Annotated in this window: 16 protein-coding genes and 1 tRNA gene; 12 read left to right on the top strand and 5 right to left on the bottom strand. The window is 65.2% G+C overall.

The annotated features are described in order from the left end of the window. Nucleotides 1-2: 2 nt before the first annotated feature. The 3 genes from I6F33_RS38630 to I6F33_RS21695 form a co-directional block, all read right to left on the bottom strand. The gene (locus I6F33_RS38630; protein WP_225144214.1) at nucleotides 3-314 is read right to left on the bottom strand and encodes a GIY-YIG nuclease family protein; all 312 of its coding nucleotides are present in this window, start codon (nucleotides 312-314) and stop codon (nucleotides 3-5) included. Further along, nucleotides 275-350 (bottom strand) — tRNA-Ala (locus I6F33_RS21700). The genes I6F33_RS38630 and I6F33_RS21700 overlap by 40 nt, the downstream gene beginning before the upstream one ends. A 94-nt stretch (nucleotides 351-444) precedes the next feature. After that, entirely contained in the window at nucleotides 445-852 is a 408-nt protein-coding gene (locus tag I6F33_RS21695; RefSeq protein ID WP_036009126.1) for a TIGR02300 family protein, read from the bottom strand. A 158-nt stretch (nucleotides 853-1,010) separates the two neighbouring features. On the opposite strand from I6F33_RS21695, the gene aroA reads away from it, so the two are divergent. The 12 genes from aroA to I6F33_RS21635 all read left to right on the top strand — a co-directional run bounded on the left by aroA (nucleotide 1,011) and on the right by I6F33_RS21635 (nucleotide 13,349). Continuing rightward, nucleotides 1,011-2,348: a 3-phosphoshikimate 1-carboxyvinyltransferase gene (gene aroA / locus I6F33_RS21690; protein ID WP_225144109.1), complete on the top strand. Its 1,338-nt coding sequence runs from the start codon at nucleotides 1,011-1,013 to the stop codon at nucleotides 2,346-2,348. Continuing rightward, nucleotides 2,345-2,983 (top strand): (d)CMP kinase, encoded by a 639-nt coding sequence (gene cmk, locus I6F33_RS21685; protein WP_225142423.1) that lies wholly within the window; start codon nucleotides 2,345-2,347, stop codon nucleotides 2,981-2,983. Before aroA ends, cmk begins: the two co-directional genes overlap by 4 nt. A 267-nt stretch (nucleotides 2,984-3,250) precedes the next feature. After that, the gene (gene rpsA, locus I6F33_RS21680) at nucleotides 3,251-4,957 is read left to right on the top strand and encodes a 30S ribosomal protein S1 (RefSeq protein WP_036009120.1); all 1,707 of its coding nucleotides are present in this window, start codon (nucleotides 3,251-3,253) and stop codon (nucleotides 4,955-4,957) included. A gap of 377 nt (nucleotides 4,958-5,334) precedes the next feature. Further along, complete coding sequence (gene sppA, locus I6F33_RS21675; protein ID WP_225144108.1) at nucleotides 5,335-6,315, top strand: signal peptide peptidase SppA; 981 nt, start codon at nucleotides 5,335-5,337, stop codon at nucleotides 6,313-6,315. A 172-nt stretch (nucleotides 6,316-6,487) separates the two neighbouring features. Continuing rightward, a complete protein-coding gene (locus tag I6F33_RS21670; protein ID WP_025032949.1) occupies nucleotides 6,488-6,793 on the top strand; it encodes an integration host factor subunit beta in 306 nt (101 codons plus the stop codon). Between the two features lie 82 nt (nucleotides 6,794-6,875). Next, nucleotides 6,876-7,268: a lipopolysaccharide assembly protein LapA domain-containing protein gene (locus tag I6F33_RS21665; protein WP_036009133.1), complete on the top strand. Its 393-nt coding sequence runs from the start codon at nucleotides 6,876-6,878 to the stop codon at nucleotides 7,266-7,268. 67 nt (nucleotides 7,269-7,335) lie between these two features. After that, the gene (locus I6F33_RS21660; protein ID WP_036024441.1) at nucleotides 7,336-8,007 is read left to right on the top strand and encodes a phosphoribosylanthranilate isomerase; all 672 of its coding nucleotides are present in this window, start codon (nucleotides 7,336-7,338) and stop codon (nucleotides 8,005-8,007) included. Beyond that, entirely contained in the window at nucleotides 8,004-9,218 is a 1,215-nt protein-coding gene (trpB, locus tag I6F33_RS21655) for a tryptophan synthase subunit beta (RefSeq protein WP_225144107.1), read from the top strand. Before I6F33_RS21660 ends, trpB begins: the two co-directional genes overlap by 4 nt. After that, complete coding sequence (gene trpA / locus I6F33_RS21650; RefSeq protein WP_225144106.1) at nucleotides 9,215-10,051, top strand: tryptophan synthase subunit alpha; 837 nt, start codon at nucleotides 9,215-9,217, stop codon at nucleotides 10,049-10,051. Before trpB ends, trpA begins: the two co-directional genes overlap by 4 nt. A 171-nt stretch (nucleotides 10,052-10,222) precedes the next feature. Then, a complete protein-coding gene (accD, locus tag I6F33_RS21645; RefSeq protein ID WP_225144105.1) occupies nucleotides 10,223-11,164 on the top strand; it encodes an acetyl-CoA carboxylase, carboxyltransferase subunit beta in 942 nt (313 codons plus the stop codon). Next, the gene (locus I6F33_RS21640) at nucleotides 11,161-12,504 is read left to right on the top strand and encodes a folylpolyglutamate synthase/dihydrofolate synthase family protein (protein WP_225144104.1); all 1,344 of its coding nucleotides are present in this window, start codon (nucleotides 11,161-11,163) and stop codon (nucleotides 12,502-12,504) included. Before accD ends, I6F33_RS21640 begins: the two co-directional genes overlap by 4 nt. Nucleotides 12,505-12,608: 104 nt before the next feature. Then, nucleotides 12,609-13,349 carry a metallophosphoesterase gene (locus I6F33_RS21635; protein ID WP_225144103.1) on the top strand — a complete coding sequence of 247 codons (741 nt, stop codon included), beginning with the start codon at nucleotides 12,609-12,611 and terminating at the stop codon, nucleotides 13,347-13,349. A gap of 99 nt (nucleotides 13,350-13,448) precedes the next feature. Here the strand turns inward: I6F33_RS21635 and I6F33_RS21630 are convergent, their stop codons facing one another. After that, complete coding sequence (locus I6F33_RS21630; protein WP_225144213.1) at nucleotides 13,449-14,456, bottom strand: ATP-dependent DNA ligase; 1,008 nt, start codon at nucleotides 14,454-14,456, stop codon at nucleotides 13,449-13,451. 157 nt (nucleotides 14,457-14,613) lie between these two features. Continuing rightward, nucleotides 14,614-14,934: a thioredoxin gene (gene trxA, locus I6F33_RS21625; protein ID WP_008540017.1), complete on the bottom strand. Its 321-nt coding sequence runs from the start codon at nucleotides 14,932-14,934 to the stop codon at nucleotides 14,614-14,616. Nucleotides 14,935-14,962: the final 28 nt, after the last annotated feature.

Genomic DNA, 14,962 nt, shown 5'->3' with positions numbered 1-14,962 from the left:
GGCTAAAGCCGCTTCTTGGCGAAGGAGCGGCCTGATGCTGACTTCAAGTACTTTTCGAATGCGACGGCCTGCTTCTCGTCGCTGAATGCGACGTAAGTCTTGAGCCGCCAAGGTCCGTATTTCGAAGTGTGGGGCACCTCGCCAGCATTGTGCTTTGCCAGTCGGGCGCGGAGGTCGTCAGTGATCCCGACATCGCCGCGGCAGCCTTCGCTAGCTTCGCCACGAGGGAGCGGAGCTGGCTTGCCGAGCCGTAGCTGGCGAAGCCAGCGAAGGCTGGTGGAGCCAGGCGGGATCGAACCGCCGACCTCTTGCATGCCATGCAAGCGCTCTCCCAGCTGAGCTATGGCCCCTTAACCCTAGACGGAGTGAACCTGGTCGATCACCCCGGACCGGCGAGCCTTCCGACTCGCGCGGTGCACCCTTTTTCACAGATCAGGGCTGATCTCAAGTCTCTTCATCACCGCCGACATCACCAATGATGTCGGTCACGTCCTCATCGCCCTCTTCTTCGTCGGCAATGAAGGTCGAATCGTCGTCATCATCGTCATCGAGGGTCTCGTCGACCTCGATATCGTCCTCCGATTCGGGCACGACCGCCTTGACCTTGCCGGTGTTCTCCTCGGCATCGGCCTCCTCGAGCGAGACCAACTCCTCGGTCTCCGCCGGCTCCGGCGCGTTGTCCTGGGCCATGTTGCGGGCCTCGGCCGCACGGGGGCCGCGGGCAGGAGCGACCGGGGCGATCGGCACCACTTCGCCGGTATAGGGCGAGATCACCGGATTCTTGTTGAGGTCATAGAACTTCTTGCCCGTGGTCGGGCAAATACGTTTGGTTCCGAGTTCGGACTTGGCCACGGCAGGAATCCTGGGAATGTCTGAAAAGCGGTGCTTCACTTGGCTAGTTGGCGGCCCGCTGTCAATAGCGCATTACGGGAGAACGACATGCCCGTGACGGGGCGCGGACCATGTGGTACCTGCGCGCCAGCCCACCGGGCCTATTCAAGGACACAATCTTGACCCATTCCGATCAACCGAGGCCGCTCCAGTCTCGCGCCAGCGGTCCCCTGACCGGGAAAGTACGGGTGCCCGGCGACAAGTCGATCTCCCACCGCGCCCTCATCCTGGGCGCGCTCGCGGTCGGCGAGACCAGGATTTCGGGCCTGCTCGAGGGCGAGGACGTCCTCAACACCGCCAAATCGATGCAGGCGCTGGGCGCCAGCGTCGAGCGCACCGGCGATTTCGCCTGGACCGTCAACGGCGTCGGGGTCGGAGGCTTCGCCCAGCCCAAGGCAGCACTGGATTTCGGCAATTCCGGCACCGGCTGCCGGCTGGTCATGGGCGCCGTCGCCGGCTGCCCAATTTCGGCGGTGTTCGACGGCGACGCCTCGCTGCGCAGCCGTCCGATGCGCCGGATCCTCGATCCCCTGGAAAAGATGGGTGCCAGAGTCACCGCCGGCGGCGAGGGCGGGCGCCTGCCGCTGACCCTCCAGGGCGCGCGCGCCCCCCTGCCGATCGTCTACAAGACCCCGGTCGCCTCGGCCCAGATCAAATCGGCCGTGCTGCTGGCGGGCCTCGCCGCTCCCGGCACCACCACGGTCATCGAGACCGAGGCCAGCCGCGACCACACCGAGCTGATGCTGAAGCATTTCGGCGCCGACATCACCTCGGTCCAGGAAGGCCGGCACGGCCGCCGCATCACGCTGGTGGGCCAGCCCGAGCTGCATGGCGCCAATGTCGTGGTGCCCGCCGATCCCTCTTCGGCTGCCTTCCCGATCGTCGCGGCGCTGATCGTGGAGGGCTCCGATGTCGTGCTGTCCGACGTCATGACCAATCCGCTGCGCACTGGGCTGTTCACCACGCTGCGCGAAATGGGCGCCTCCATCGAGGAGAGCGAAGTGCGCGGCGATGCCGGCGAGCCGATGGCGCGCTTGCGCGTGCGGGCGTCGAAGCTGCGCGGCGTCGAGGTGCCGCCCGAGCGCGCGCCGTCGATGATCGACGAATATCTGGTGCTGGCGGTGGCGGCGTCGTTCGCCGAAGGCACCACGATCATGCGCGCCCTGCAGGAGCTGCGCGTCAAGGAATCCGACCGGCTTGAAGCCACCGCCGCCATGCTGCGCGTCAACGGCGTCAAGGTCGAGGTCTCCGGCGACGATCTGATCGTGGAGGGCCGCGGCCACGTCCCGGGCGGCGGCACTGTCGCCACCCATATGGACCATCGCATCGCGATGTCCGCGCTGGTGATGGGCTGCGCCTCCGATCAGCCCGTGACCGTCGACGACACCGCCTTCATCGCCACCAGCTTTCCGGATTTCATTCCGATGATGCGTTCGCTAGGGGCCGAGTTTTCATGATCATCGCCATCGACGGGCCCGCGGCTTCGGGCAAGGGCACGCTCGGCAAGCGTCTCGCCCACCATTACGGCTATCGTCATCTCGATACCGGCGTGATCTATCGCGCGGTCGCCTACTCCTTGATGCAATCAGGGCACGATCTCAACGATGAGGCGGCCGCGGTGCAGGCCGCGTTGGAGCTCGATCCCGAAAAGTTCGGCAATCCTGCGCTGAAGACCCAGAAGGCCGGCGAGGGAGCCTCGATCGTGTCGGCAATCCCTCGGGTTCGCGAGGTCCTGGTCAATTTCCAGCGCCAGTTCGCCGCCGATCCGCCCGGCGCCGTGCTCGACGGCCGCGATATTGGAACCGTGATCTGCCCCCATGCCGACGTGAAGATCTTCGTGGTCGCCGACCCCAAGGTCCGCGCCCGGCGCCGCACCATGGAGGCCAAAGCGCGGGGCGAGGAGGCGGACGAGGCGGCCGTGCTCGCCGACATCCTCCAGCGTGACGAACGTGACAAGAATCGGCCGATTGCGCCTTTGAAACCGGCCCCGGATGCTTACTTGCTAGATAACTCCCAACTGGATATAGAAGGCGGCGTCCGGGCCGCCATCGACATTATCGAGGCTGTCCGAGCGGGCCGGTCGCGGGGTTAAGCCGCCGCCGTCATTGGAGGAAGTGCCCGCTCCCGCTCTTTGAGGTCGATACGCTTCGTCCCGGTTTCGGGACCGGCGCGATCCAGGTTCCGGACAAAGCTTTCAACGTATCGAACGCGCGGGCCTCAGCCGGCCCGCTTCCGCTGTTCTGGTCGCTAGATCGGGGCAACGAGCGGTCGCTCGAAGGTCTTGCGGACCTTCCGACACTGCGCGCGCGATGCGCCCATGAACCCAACGGCCGGCAAGACATCCGCAACTGGAGAACAAATGGCTTCGACTTCTGCTGATACCTATAGCCCGTCGCGCGACGATTTCGCCGCGATGCTCGACGAGTCCTTCGCAGGTGGCAACCTGCAGGAAAGCTCCGTCGTCAAGGGCAAGGTGGTTGCAATTGAAAAGGACATGGCCGTCATCGACGTCGGCCTGAAGACCGAGGGCCGCGTCGCGCTGCGCGAATTTTCCGGCCCCGGCCGTGAGAGCGACCTCAAGGTCGGCGACGAGGTGGAAGTGTTCCTCGATCGCATTGAAAACGCCCTCGGCGAAGCCGTGCTGTCGCGCGACAAGGCGCGCCGCGAAGAGAGCTGGGGCAAGCTGGAGAAGGCGTTCCAGAACAACGAGAAGGTCAACGGCGTCATCTTCAACCAGGTCAAGGGCGGCTTCACCGTCGACCTCGACGGTGCCGTGGCCTTCCTGCCGCGCTCGCAGGTCGACATCCGTCCGATCCGCGACGTTGCGCCGCTGATGAACAACTCGCAGCCGTTCCAGATCCTGAAGATGGACCGCCGCCGCGGCAACATCGTCGTGTCCCGCCGCACGGTGCTCGAAGAGACCCGGGCCGAGCAGCGCCAGGAGCTGGTGCAGAACCTCGAAGAGGGTCAGGTCATCGACGGCGTGGTCAAGAACATCACCGATTACGGTGCGTTCGTCGACCTCGGCGGCATCGACGGCCTCCTGCACGTCACCGACATCGCCTGGCGCCGCGTCAACCACCCGACCGAGGTGCTCTCGATCGGCCAGACCGTGAAGGTCAAGATCATCAAGATCAACCACGAGACGCACCGCATCTCGCTGGGCATGAAGCAGCTGCTGGACGATCCGTGGCAGGGCATCGAAGCCAAGTACCCGCTGGGTGCCCGCTTCACCGGCCGCGTCACCAACATCACCGACTACGGTGCGTTCGTCGAGCTCGAGCCGGGCATCGAAGGCCTGATCCACGTCTCCGAGATGTCGTGGACCAAGAAGAACATGCACCCCGGCAAGATCGTGTCGACCTCGCAGGAAGTCGACGTGCAGGTGCTGGAAGTGGATTCCGTCAAGCGCCGCATCTCGCTCGGCCTCAAGCAGACCATGCGCAACCCCTGGGAGGTCTTCGTCGAGAAGCACCCGACCGGTTCGGTGGTCGAGGGCGAGGTCAAGAACAAGACCGAGTTCGGTCTGTTCCTGGGCCTCGAGGGCGACGTCGACGGCATGGTCCACCTCTCCGATCTCGACTGGAAGCTTCCGGGCGAGCAGGTGATCGACAACTACAAGAAGGGCGACATGGTGAAGGCCGTGGTGCTCGATGTGGACGTCGAGAAGGAGCGCATCTCGCTCGGCATCAAGCAGCTCGAAGGCGATCCCTTCGCCGAGCCGGGCGATGTCAAGAAGGGTGCGGTCGTGACCTGCGAAGTGCTCGAAGTGAAGGAAAGCGGTATCGAGGTTAAGATCGCCGGTACCGACTTCACCACCTTCATCAAGCGCTCCGAGCTCGCCCGTGACCGCAACGACCAGCGCGCCGAACGCTTCGCCGTCGGCGAGAAGGTCGATGCCCGCGTCATCCAGTTCGACAAGAAGGCCCGCAAGGTCCAGGTGTCGATCAAGGCGCTCGAAGTCGCCGAAGAGAAGGAAGCCATCGCGCAGTACGGCTCCTCGGATTCGGGTGCGACGCTGGGCGACATCCTCGGCACCGCGCTGAAGAACCGCGACAGCAAGTAAGCGAAACGTCCGTTTTGCGACATCAAGGCCCCGGCGCAAGCCGGGGCTTTTTTGTTGCTGTCTCCACGAACTCCGCTGTCGTCCCGGACAAGCGACGCGAAGCGGAGCGCCGATCCGGGACCCATAACCCCAGGGAGGAGTTTGACGAAGACTCGGAGTTGCCAGCTCGCTCGACGACTCCTCCTTGGGGTTATGGATCCCCGCCCCCGTGCGCAATTGCGCACTAGGCGGGGATGACGACCGAGTCTGCGACGACTTGCTTGCCCCACACGAGGCCTTGTTTTCTTCAAATTGCGCCGCAATTGATGTATCGAGATAGGCCAATGGTCACGCCGTGACGGCACAACGCGCCTGATCTTTCATTTGGAGATATTCCGATGTCGCTCGATTCGGACATCATCGTCGATCGCCGCAGGATCCGCCGCAAGCTGACGTTCTGGCGGGTGATGGCGGCGCTGATCGCGATCGCGGCGATTGCAACCTTCGCGCTGATTGCGACGCCCGGTGCACGCGGCACCCTCGCATCCGCCGGCTCGATCGCGCGCGTCCAGATCGAGGGATTGATCCGCAGCGATTCCGACCGCACGCAGGCGCTGGAGCGGCTCGAGAATTCGCAGGCCGCCGCCGTCATCGTTCACATCAACTCGCCCGGCGGCACCACCGCAGGCTCCGAGCAGCTCTATGACTCGCTGGTCCGTCTCAAGGCGAAAAAGCCGCTGGTGGTGGTGGTGGAGGGGCTGGCCGCCTCCGGGGGCTACATCACCGCGATTGCGAGCGACCACATCGTCGCCCAGCAAAGCTCCCTGGTCGGCTCCATCGGCGTGCTGTTCCAGTACCCCAACCTCTCCGAGCTCATGAAGACGATCGGCGTCAAGGTCGAGGAGGTGAAGTCCTCGCCGCTGAAGGCGGCGCCCAACGGTTTTGAGCCGACCAGCCCCGAGGCGCGCGCCGCGCTCGATGCGCTGGTGAAGGATTCCTATGCCTGGTTCAAGGGGATGGTGAAGGAGCGGCGTGGCATGGATGACACGCAGCTCGAAAAAGTCGCCGATGGCCGCGTCTTCACCGGGCGCCAGGCGATCGATCTCAAGCTGATCGACCAGATCGGCGACGAGAAGACGGCCGTGACCTGGCTGGTCGAGCAGAAGGGCGTCAAGAAGGGGCTACCGGTGCGCGACTACAAGCTCCAGCCGCGCTTCGGCGACCTGCCGTTCCTGAAGACGGCGGCCGCATTGACGCTGGAAGCGCTCGGTTTGGGCTCGATCGCGCACCAGATCGGGCAAACCGGCGTCGCGCAGGCGGTGGATCGGCTCGGAATGGATGGAATGCTGGCCTTGTGGCAGCCGGCTGCGTCCAACTGACCGTCGGCAGGCGAGTTTCAGAGCTTTTTCGCGTCTGACGCGTGCTGGCGCAGCCCGCTTTTTCGGCATTTGTCACGCATTTTCACGACGCCCATCCTTGATTTAGCGTCTTGACAGATCACGGTATTTTCACGGAAATGGTCATCCGCACGCTCCCGGGTCCTATCTCTCGATGATCAAATCCGAACTTGTTCAGCGTATCGCCGAGCACAACCCGCATCTGTACCAGCGGGATGTCGAGAACATTGTGAATGCGATTCTCGAAGAGATCGTAGCGGCGCTTGCACGCGGTGACCGCGTCGAGCTGCGCGGCTTCGGTGCCTTCTCGGTCAAGCATCGCCCTGCGCGCGCAGGGCGCAATCCACGCACCGGCGCCCATGTGCCCGTCGATCAGAAGAGCGTTCCGTTCTTCAAGACCGGCAAGGAAATGCGCGAGCGGCTGAACCGCGACCATCCGGATCCCGGCGGCGTAGACTAGAGCGCGATGTGAGCGCGCTTTGGGGTTTTTCGCGGTCGCACAGGATGCGGCCGCAAGCTTGATTCAAGGCGAGCGAAGCCAGATGCGAAAGTTCCTGACCGCGCTGATCGTACTTCCGCTGGGCCTGATCCTGGTGGCGTTCGCCGTCGCCAACAGGCATTTCGTCACGGTCTCCTTCGACCCCTTCATTGCCGACGACCCCTCGCTGTCGATCACCCTGCCGCTGTTCCTGTTGCTGATCCTGGCGGCGGCCCTGGGCGTTGTCGCGGGCGGCTCCGCCGTCTGGCTCGGCCAGCGGCGCTGGCGGCGCGCGGCGCGCCGGAATGACGCGGAGGCCCGGGCCGTCAGGGCCGAACTGGCCGATCTGCGGGCCCAGGCGACGGCAGCGAAGGCGGAGTCCCAGCGCCTTCCCGTTCCCTCCGGGATGGGCCTGTACGGGCCCGTCGGGCGAGACAAGCAGCGCGCGACGTTGTAGAAGCGGCCCCGACCGAAAAGCCCCGTTTTCCGGCCGCGGACCCGCGGCCTCTACCCGCTTTGAGACCATGTCCCTGCTCGTCAAGATCTGCGGCCTGTCCACGCCCGAGACGCTCGAAACGGCGCTCGAGGCGGGCGCCGACATGGTCGGGTTCGTGTTCTTTCCGCCGTCGCCCCGGCACCTGTCCCTGGAACTCGGCCGTGACCTCGGCCGTCAGGTCAAGCGGCGCGCGCTCAAGGTGGCGCTCACGGTCGATGCCGATGACGCAACGCTCGACAACATCATGGACGCGCTGTCGCCGGACATCTTCCAGCTCCACGGCGGGGAGAGCGTGGCGCGGCTGCGCGACCTCAAGCAACGCTTCGGCCGCCCGGTGATGAAGGCGGTCCCGGTCGCGACAGCGGCCGATCTCGCGGTGCTGCCCGGCTACGCCGCGGTCGCCGATCGCATCCTGTTCGATGCGCGCGCGCCGAAGGACGCGACGCGGCCCGGCGGCCTCGGGGAGCCCTTCGACTGGCACCTGCTCGAAAAGCTCGATCTGAAACTGCCCTATATGGTTTCGGGGGGGCTGCACGCCGAGAATCTCGCCGAGGCCCTTCGTGTCACCCGCGCCAGCGGCGTCGACGTGTCCTCCGGTGTCGAGAGCGCTCCCGGCGTGAAAGACCCAGAGATGATCAAGGCCTTCATCCGCGCCGCGCGCGCCAGCAAAGATGCCAGTCAAGAGTTGAGCGTCCGATGAACATTGCCAAGCCAAATTCCTACCGCAGCGGCCCCGACGAGCGCGGCCATTTCGGCATTTTCGGCGGGCGCTTCGTCGCCGAAACCTTGATGCCGCTGATCCTCGACCTGGAGAAGGCCTACACCGCGGCCAAGGCCGATCCGGCGTTTCAGGCCGAGATGAACGGCTACCTCAAGAACTATGTCGGCCGGCCCTCGCCGCTCTATTTCGCCGAGCGCCTGACCGAGCATCTCCGCGGCGCCAAGATCTACCTCAAGCGTGAAGAGCTCAACCACACCGGCTCGCACAAGGTGAACAACGTGCTCGGCCAGATCATGCTGGCACGGCGCATGGGCAAGAAGCGCATCATCGCCGAGACCGGCGCGGGCCAGCACGGCGTTGCCACCGCGACGCTGTGCGCGCGCTTTGGCCTCGAATGCGTGGTCTATATGGGCGCCGTCGACGTCGAGCGGCAGCAGCCCAACGTCATCCGCATGGAGATGCTGGGCGCCAAGGTGATGCCGGTGCAGTCGGGCACGCGCACGCTGAAGGACGCCATGAACGAGGCGCTACGCGACTGGGTCACCAACGTGCACAACACGTTCTATTGCATCGGCACGGTGGCCGGTCCGCATCCCTATCCGACCTTGGTGCGCGATTTCCAGTCGGTCATCGGCGACGAGACCAAGGCGCAGATGCAGGAGATCGAGGGGCGCCTGCCGGATTCGCTGGTGGCCTGCATCGGCGGCGGCTCCAACGCGATGGGCCTGTTCCATCCGTTCCTCGATGATCCCTCCGTCGAGATCTTCGGCGTCGAAGCCGCCGGCCATGGCCTGACGCAGCTGCATGCGGCCTCGATCGCGGGCGGCCGTCCCGGCGTTCTCCACGGCAACCGCACCTATCTCTTGATGGATGCCGACGGCCAGATCCAGGACGCGCATTCGATCTCGGCCGGTCTCGATTATCCCGGCATCGGCCCCGAGCATTCCTGGCTGCACGAGGTCGGCCGCGTCAATTATCTCTCCGCGACCGATGACGAGGCGCTCGCCGCGTTCCAGCTGCTGTCAAAGCTCGAAGGCATCATCCCCGCGCTCGAGCCCGCGCATGCCATCGCCAAGGTGATGGAGCTCGCGCCGAAGCGGCCGCGGGACCACCTGATGGTCGTCAATCTCTCCGGCCGCGGCGACAAGGACGTCCCGCAGGTCGGCGACATCCTGAGGGGCAAGAAGTGACCACGCGTATCGATACCCGTTTTGCCGAGCTGAAAAGCCAAGGCCGCGCGGCCTTTGTCACCTATGTGATGGCCGGCGATCCCGATCCCGCGACCTCGCTCGAGATCGTCAAGGCGCTGCCGAAGTCCGGCGCCGACGTCATCGAACTCGGCATTCCCTTCACCGATCCGATGGCGGATGGTCCTTCGATCCAGGCTGCAGGCCTGCGTGCGCTCAAGATCGGCATGACCTTGAAGAAGACGCTGGAGCTGGTGCGCGACTTCCGGAAGGACGACAATGTCACGCCGCTGGTGCTGATGGGCTATTACAATCCGATCTACATCTATGGCGTCGACAAGTTCTTGGCTGATGCCAAGACGGCCGGCGTCGACGGCCTGATCATCGTCGATTTGCCGCCGGAGGAAGACGACGAGCTCTGCATTCCCGCGCTGAAGGCGGGGCTTAACTTCATTCGCCTGGCGACGCCGACCACTGACGACAAGCGCCTGCCTGCGGTGCTCGCGAACACATCAGGCTTTGTCTATTACGTCTCGGTCGCCGGCATCACCGGTGCAGCGGCGGCGGACGCCAATGCCGTCGGCGAAGCTGTCGCGCGCATCAAGCGGCATACCAGGCTGCCGATCTGTGTCGGTTTCGGCATCCGCACGCCGGAGGCGGCGCGCGCCATTGCCGAGAAGGCCGATGGGTCGGTGGTCGGCACCGCGCTGGTGGACGCCCTCAAGAACAGCCTCGATGCCGAGGGACGGGCGACCGCCAAGACCGTTAACGCCGTCGCCGAATTGACGGCCGCTCTGGCCCAGGGCGTCAAGGGCGCGCAGCAGGCGGCGGAATAGGCCATAATTCCGCTGTAGCTCTTTAGTTTGGGCATGATCTGGTCGGAAAACCGCTTCACACTTTTCCGGATCATGCTCTAACGCGGGCGACACGGCGGCTTGCCGGGCAGATGTCCGGCCGCCATATATCCTTCAGGCGATTCCCAGCGGGATCGCACATCGGAGCAAACCATGAACTGGCTTACCAATGTGGTCCGGCCGAAGATCCGCAACATGCTGCGGCGGGAGACGCCGGAGAACCTGTGGATCAAGTGCCCGGATTCCGGACAGCTCGTGTTCTACAAGGACGTCGAAGCCAACCAGTTCGTCATCCCCGGCTCGAACTACCACATGCGCATGGGCGCGGTGGCGCGTCTCAAGTCGATCTTCGACAACGAGACCTGGTTCGACGTCGCGCTGCCGGAGGTCACGCCTGATCCGCTCAAGTTTCGCGACGAGAAGAAATACGTCGATCGCATCAAGGATGCGCGGGCGCGCACCAATCTGAACGATGCGGTCAAGGTCGGCTACGGCAAGCTCGAAGGCGCCGCCGTCGTCGTCGCCGTGCAGGATTTCGACTTCATGGGCGGTTCGCTCGGCATGGCCGCGGGCGAAGCCATCGTGCGCGGGATGGAGCTCGCGGTCGAGAAGAAGTCGCCGTTCATCGTGTTCGCCGCGAGCGGCGGCGCACGCATGCAGGAAGGCATTTTGTCCCTGATGCAGATGCCGCGCACCACCGTTGCGGTGCAGATGCTGCGCGAGGCAAAGCTGCCCTACATCGTCGTGCTGACCAATCCGACCACCGGCGGCGTCACCGCGTCGTATGCGATGCTCGGCGACGTGCAGATCGCCGAGCCCGGCGCGCTGATCGGCTTCGCCGGCGCGCGCGTGATCGAGCAAACCATCCGCGAGAAGCTGCCTGAAGGCTTTCAGCGCGCCGAGTACCTCAAGGAGCACGGCATGGTCGACATGGTCGTGCATCGCCACGAGCTGCGCCCGACCCTGGCGCGGCTCTGCCGCCTCTTGACCAAGGCGCCGGCGCAGGAAGGTGCATCGAAGTCCGTGCAGCCGGTCGCGAGCCCGGCGCAGATCGTATCCGCCGCCGAGACGGCGCCGGCAGCGCCGCACGCGTGAACGTCTCCCCTGACAGTGCAAAGACACCGCTCGAGGACGTGATCGGGCGGCTGTCGGCCCTGCATCAGAAGCGCATCGATCTCGGGCTGGAGCGGATGCACCGTCTGCTCGAGCGGCTCGGCCACCCCGAGCGCAAGCTGCCGCCGGTGATCCACATTGCCGGCACCAACGGCAAGGGCTCGACCCTCGCTTATCTGCGCGCGACGCTGGAGGCCTCAGGTCTTCGCGTCCACGCCTATACGTCCCCTTATCTCGTCCGCATCAACGAATGTTTCCGGCTTGGCCGCCTCAGTGGCGGCGTGCTCGTCGGCGACGACGAACTGCGCGCGGCGTTGGAAGAGGTCGAGCGCGTCAATGCCGGCGAGGCCGCGACATTGTTCGAACTGAAGACGGCGGCTGCCTTCTTGCTGTTCGCGCAGAACCCGGCCGACATCGTGCTGCTCGAAGTCGGCCTCGGCGGCCGGCTGGATTCGACCAACGTGGTCGATCAGCCGGCGGCCTCTGTGATCACGCCCGTCAGCATGGATCACATGGATTTCCTCGGCGATACGTTGGCGTCGATTGCCGGCGAGAAGGCCGCGATCATCAAGCGCGGCGTGCCCGTGATTTGCGCTGAGCAGATGCCGGAGGCGATGGCCGTGATCGAAGCGCAGGCGCGGCGCATGCGCGCGCCGCTGTTCGCCGCAAACGAGAGCTGGCACGTCAATGTCGAGCGCGGGCGTCTGGTCTATTCCGACGACCGCGGCTTGATGGATCTGCCGGCGCCGCGTCTGTTCGGGCGCCACCAGTTCGCCAATGCCGGGCTCGCGATCGCGACGTTGCGCGCGCTGCCGACCATCAAGGTCAATCACGCCGCGTTCGAGGCCGGCATCGTCGGTGCCGACTGGCCGGCGCGGATGCAGCGCCTCACCTCGGGCGAGTTGCTGTCCTGGGGTCCGCAGGGCTCGGAGATCTGGCTCGACGGCGGCCACAATGCCGAGGGCGGGCGCGTTGCGGCGGCCGCGCTCGGGGACCTCGAGGAGCGGGTGTCGCGGCCGCTGGTGATCATCGCCGGCATGATGGCCAACAAGGATGCGCACGCCTTCCTCGCCAATTTCGCCGGCCTCACCCGCCACATCATCGCAGTGCCGATTCCCGACACGGAGAATGCGATGCCGGTCGACCGTCTCGCCGATGCCGCGCGCAGCCTCGGCATGCGCGTCGAGCCTGCCCCCGGCGTCGAGGCCGCCCTGCGCGCGCTGGCGCAGCTCGCCTACGAGCTGCCGCCGCGGATCCTGATCACCGGCTCGCTGTATCTCGCCGGCCACGTGCTGGCCATCAACGGCACGCCGCCTGCATAGAGGTTGCCGTAGCCCGGATGGAGCGAAGCGCAATCCGGGATCGTGCCACAAGCAAGGAAGGTCCCGGATTACGCTGCGCTCCATCCGGGCTACAGGAAATGCCAATGCGCTTCGCCGCGATTGCCGATGTCCACGGAAACTATCTCGCGCTGGAGGCCGTGCTCGCCGACATCCGCGCGCTCGGTATTGCCGACATCGTCAATCTCGGCGACATGCTGAGTGGCCCGCTCGATGCGCGCCGCACCATCGAGATCCTGATACCGCTCGACGCCGTGCACGTCCTCGGCAATCACGACCGCTATCTGCTCGACCGTCCGCCGGAGAAAATGGGCTCGTGGGATCGCCCCGCTTACGAACAGCTCGACGCCGCCCACCTCGATTGGCTGCGCGCGCAGCCGATGACGCGTGTCTTCCGTGAGCAGGTGTTTCTCTGCCATGCGACGCCAGACAATGACGAGGTGTACTGGCTCGACAGCGTGCATCCCGACGGCACGGTGGCGCTGTCCGCGCTCGACCACATCGAGCCACTCGCCCAAGGCATCACGCAATCGCTGATCCTGTGCGCCCACACCCATCTCGCCCGCGCGGTGCGCCTGCGTGATGGCCGGCTGATCGTCAATCCCGGCAGCGTCGGCAGCCCTGGCTTTCGCGACAAGCATCCGTACCCGCATGTGGTCGAGGCCGGCACGCCGCACGCGCGCTATGCGATCCTCGAACGTGCCGATGCTGCCTGGCAGGTGACGTTCCGCCACGTCGCCTACGATCACGAGGCCATGGCCGCGCTGGCGCGCCGCAATGGTCAGCCGGAGCTTGCGAACGCGCTGGCGACGGGGTGGATCAAGTAGGTGTTGCTGCGTAGCCCGGAGGGAGCGGAGCGCAATCCGGGGCCATCGTTGCTTGGGGCATGATTCCCGGATTACGCTCCGCTCCATCCGGGCTACGGGCTACTTCAACAGCTTCATCGGATCGGCCGCCTTCTGCTTCAGCTGCTCGAACGTGCATTGCCGCGGCGCCTTGTCCGGGCGCCAGCGCAGGATTGAGGTGCCGTGACGGAAGCGTTCGCCGCTGAAATGGTCGTAGCAGACCTCAATCACCAGCTTCGGCTTGAGCGGACACCACTTTGCGGAACGCTCGGTCGACCAGCGGCTCGGCCCGCCCGGCGCGTTGCCGGTGAAGCCGGGCTCGCCGATCAGTGCTTCGAGCCGATCGGTCATACCAGGCTTCGCCTCCGCCTTGATCGCCGAGGTGAAGCCGACATGGTGCAGCAGGCCGTCATCGTCGTGGAGCCCGAGCAGCAGCGAGCCGACGACGTTCCGGCCGGCGATCTTGTTGGTGGCATAGCGGAAGCCACCGACCACGCAATCGGCGCTGCGGAATTTCTTGATCTTCTGCATGCCGTCGCGATTTCCCGCCTGATAGGGCAGATCGATCCGCTTGGCGATGACGCCGTCCGAGCCGCCGCCCGATTGCGCGAGCCACTTTTTGGCTGTGGCGTAGCTCGTCGTCGTCGGCGAAAGACGGAAGAGGCTGCCCTTGAGGTTGGCTTTCGCGAAGGCTTCCAGCGCCGGCCGCCGTTCGCGCAGCGTCTTCTCAGCCAGGCCCTTCTGTCCGGATGTCGCGAGCAGATCGAAGACGAGGTAGAGCGCCGGTGTCTCCACCGAGAGCTTCTTCACGCGGCTTGCCGCCGGATGAATGCGTTGCAGCAGCGCGTCGAAGGAAAAGCTCTTGCCGTGCGGCACGACGATTTCGCCGTCGAGCGTGAAACGGTCGGCCTTCAGCTCCAAGGCAGCAGTGACGACTTCCGGGAAGTAGCGCGCGAGGTCTTCGCCGGATTTGGAGCGCAGGTCGACGTTGCTGCCGTTGCGCGCCAACAGGCAGCGGAAGCCGTCCCACTTGGGTTCATATTGCCATTCACCGCCGCGCGGGATCGCGTCGACCGAACGCGCCTCCATTGCGGCGAGAGCGGTGGGCTTGCGGTCGCGCTTTCGGGGAGGAGCAGGCAAGGGCGGGACTCGTCATACGCTGAACACGCCCCATCAACGCCAAACGGCCGGCTTTCGCCGGCCGTTGTCGAAAATAATCTTGCGCCAATAATCCTGCGCCAGTGGATCAGACCGCGGAGGTGATCCATTGCTGCAGCTTCGCCTTCGGCGCAGCGCCGACCTGGCGCGAGGCCATCTCGCCGCCCTTGAAGATCATCAGGGTCGGGATCGACATCACGCCATACTTCGAGGCGGTCTTCGGGCTCTCGTCGACATTGAGCTTCACGATCTTGACCTTGTCGCCCATCGCGCCGGCGATCTCGTCGAGTGCGGGTGCGATCATGCGGCAGGGGCCGCACCATTCGGCCCAGAAATCGACGACCACGGGGCCGTTCGCCTTGAGCACTTCGGCTTCGAAATCGGCGTCGGAAACCTTGCTAACGGCCATTGGGAGTACCTCACTCGGTTGAAAGAGA

The organism is Bradyrhizobium sp. BRP20 (assembly GCF_020194215.1).
In the GTDB taxonomy this organism is placed as follows: Bacteria; Pseudomonadota; Alphaproteobacteria; order Rhizobiales; family Xanthobacteraceae; genus Bradyrhizobium; species Bradyrhizobium yuanmingense.
This window is presented reverse-complemented; position numbering and strand designations above follow the sequence as displayed.

What these genes read in the sequence shown, in the direction of transcription:
- sppA (WP_225144108.1), top strand. Translation starts at nt 5,335, where the DNA reads ATGTCGCTCGATTCGGACATCATCGTCGATCGCCGCAGGATCCGCCGC.
- accD (WP_225144105.1), top strand. Translation starts at nt 10,223, where the DNA reads ATGAACTGGCTTACCAATGTGGTCCGGCCGAAGATCCGCAACATGCTG.
- cmk (WP_225142423.1), top strand. Translation starts at nt 2,345, where the DNA reads ATGATCATCGCCATCGACGGGCCCGCGGCTTCGGGCAAGGGCACGCTC.
- I6F33_RS21630 (WP_225144213.1), bottom strand. Translation starts at nt 14,456, where the DNA reads ATGGAGGCGCGTTCGGTCGACGCGATCCCGCGCGGCGGTGAATGGCAA.
- I6F33_RS21670 (WP_025032949.1), top strand. Translation starts at nt 6,488, where the DNA reads ATGATCAAATCCGAACTTGTTCAGCGTATCGCCGAGCACAACCCGCAT.
- I6F33_RS38630 (WP_225144214.1), bottom strand. Translation starts at nt 314, where the DNA reads ATGCAAGAGGTCGGCGGTTCGATCCCGCCTGGCTCCACCAGCCTTCGC.
- I6F33_RS21665 (WP_036009133.1), top strand. Translation starts at nt 6,876, where the DNA reads ATGCGAAAGTTCCTGACCGCGCTGATCGTACTTCCGCTGGGCCTGATC.
- trpB (WP_225144107.1), top strand. Translation starts at nt 8,004, where the DNA reads ATGAACATTGCCAAGCCAAATTCCTACCGCAGCGGCCCCGACGAGCGC.
- rpsA (WP_036009120.1), top strand. Translation starts at nt 3,251, where the DNA reads ATGGCTTCGACTTCTGCTGATACCTATAGCCCGTCGCGCGACGATTTC.
- I6F33_RS21635 (WP_225144103.1), top strand. Translation starts at nt 12,609, where the DNA reads ATGCGCTTCGCCGCGATTGCCGATGTCCACGGAAACTATCTCGCGCTG.
- trxA (WP_008540017.1), bottom strand. Translation starts at nt 14,934, where the DNA reads ATGGCCGTTAGCAAGGTTTCCGACGCCGATTTCGAAGCCGAAGTGCTC.
- I6F33_RS21660 (WP_036024441.1), top strand. Translation starts at nt 7,336, where the DNA reads ATGTCCCTGCTCGTCAAGATCTGCGGCCTGTCCACGCCCGAGACGCTC.